The following is a 231-nucleotide window of genomic DNA, read 5'->3' on the forward strand; positions in this document are numbered from 1 at the left end:
CCCTAGAACGAGGACGGCTGTAGCTTCCTACGGGCGTCCGGCGCGGCGTGATGCATGGCCGGGGGGCGGCGGGGGGGGGGGGGGGGCGGGGGGGGCGGGGGGGGGGGGGGGGGCGGGGGGGGGGGGGGGGGGCGGCGGGGGGGGGGGGGGGGGGGGGCGGGGGGGTCCCCTAGGAACCACAAAGACGAAAAGACAACTAAAACAAAAACACAAGAACGAAAAAACAGGACA

General features: G+C 74.0%; 1 protein-coding gene. It reads left to right on the forward strand.

The features are described from left to right. Positions 1-231 (forward strand): hypothetical protein (locus tag AAEY98_RS22735; protein WP_351019917.1); only part of this gene is annotated, 231 nt, incomplete at both ends.

The organism is Shewanella sp. AC91-MNA-CIBAN-0169 (genome assembly GCF_040310165.1).
Taxonomy (GTDB): Bacteria; Pseudomonadota; Gammaproteobacteria; order Enterobacterales; family Shewanellaceae; genus Shewanella.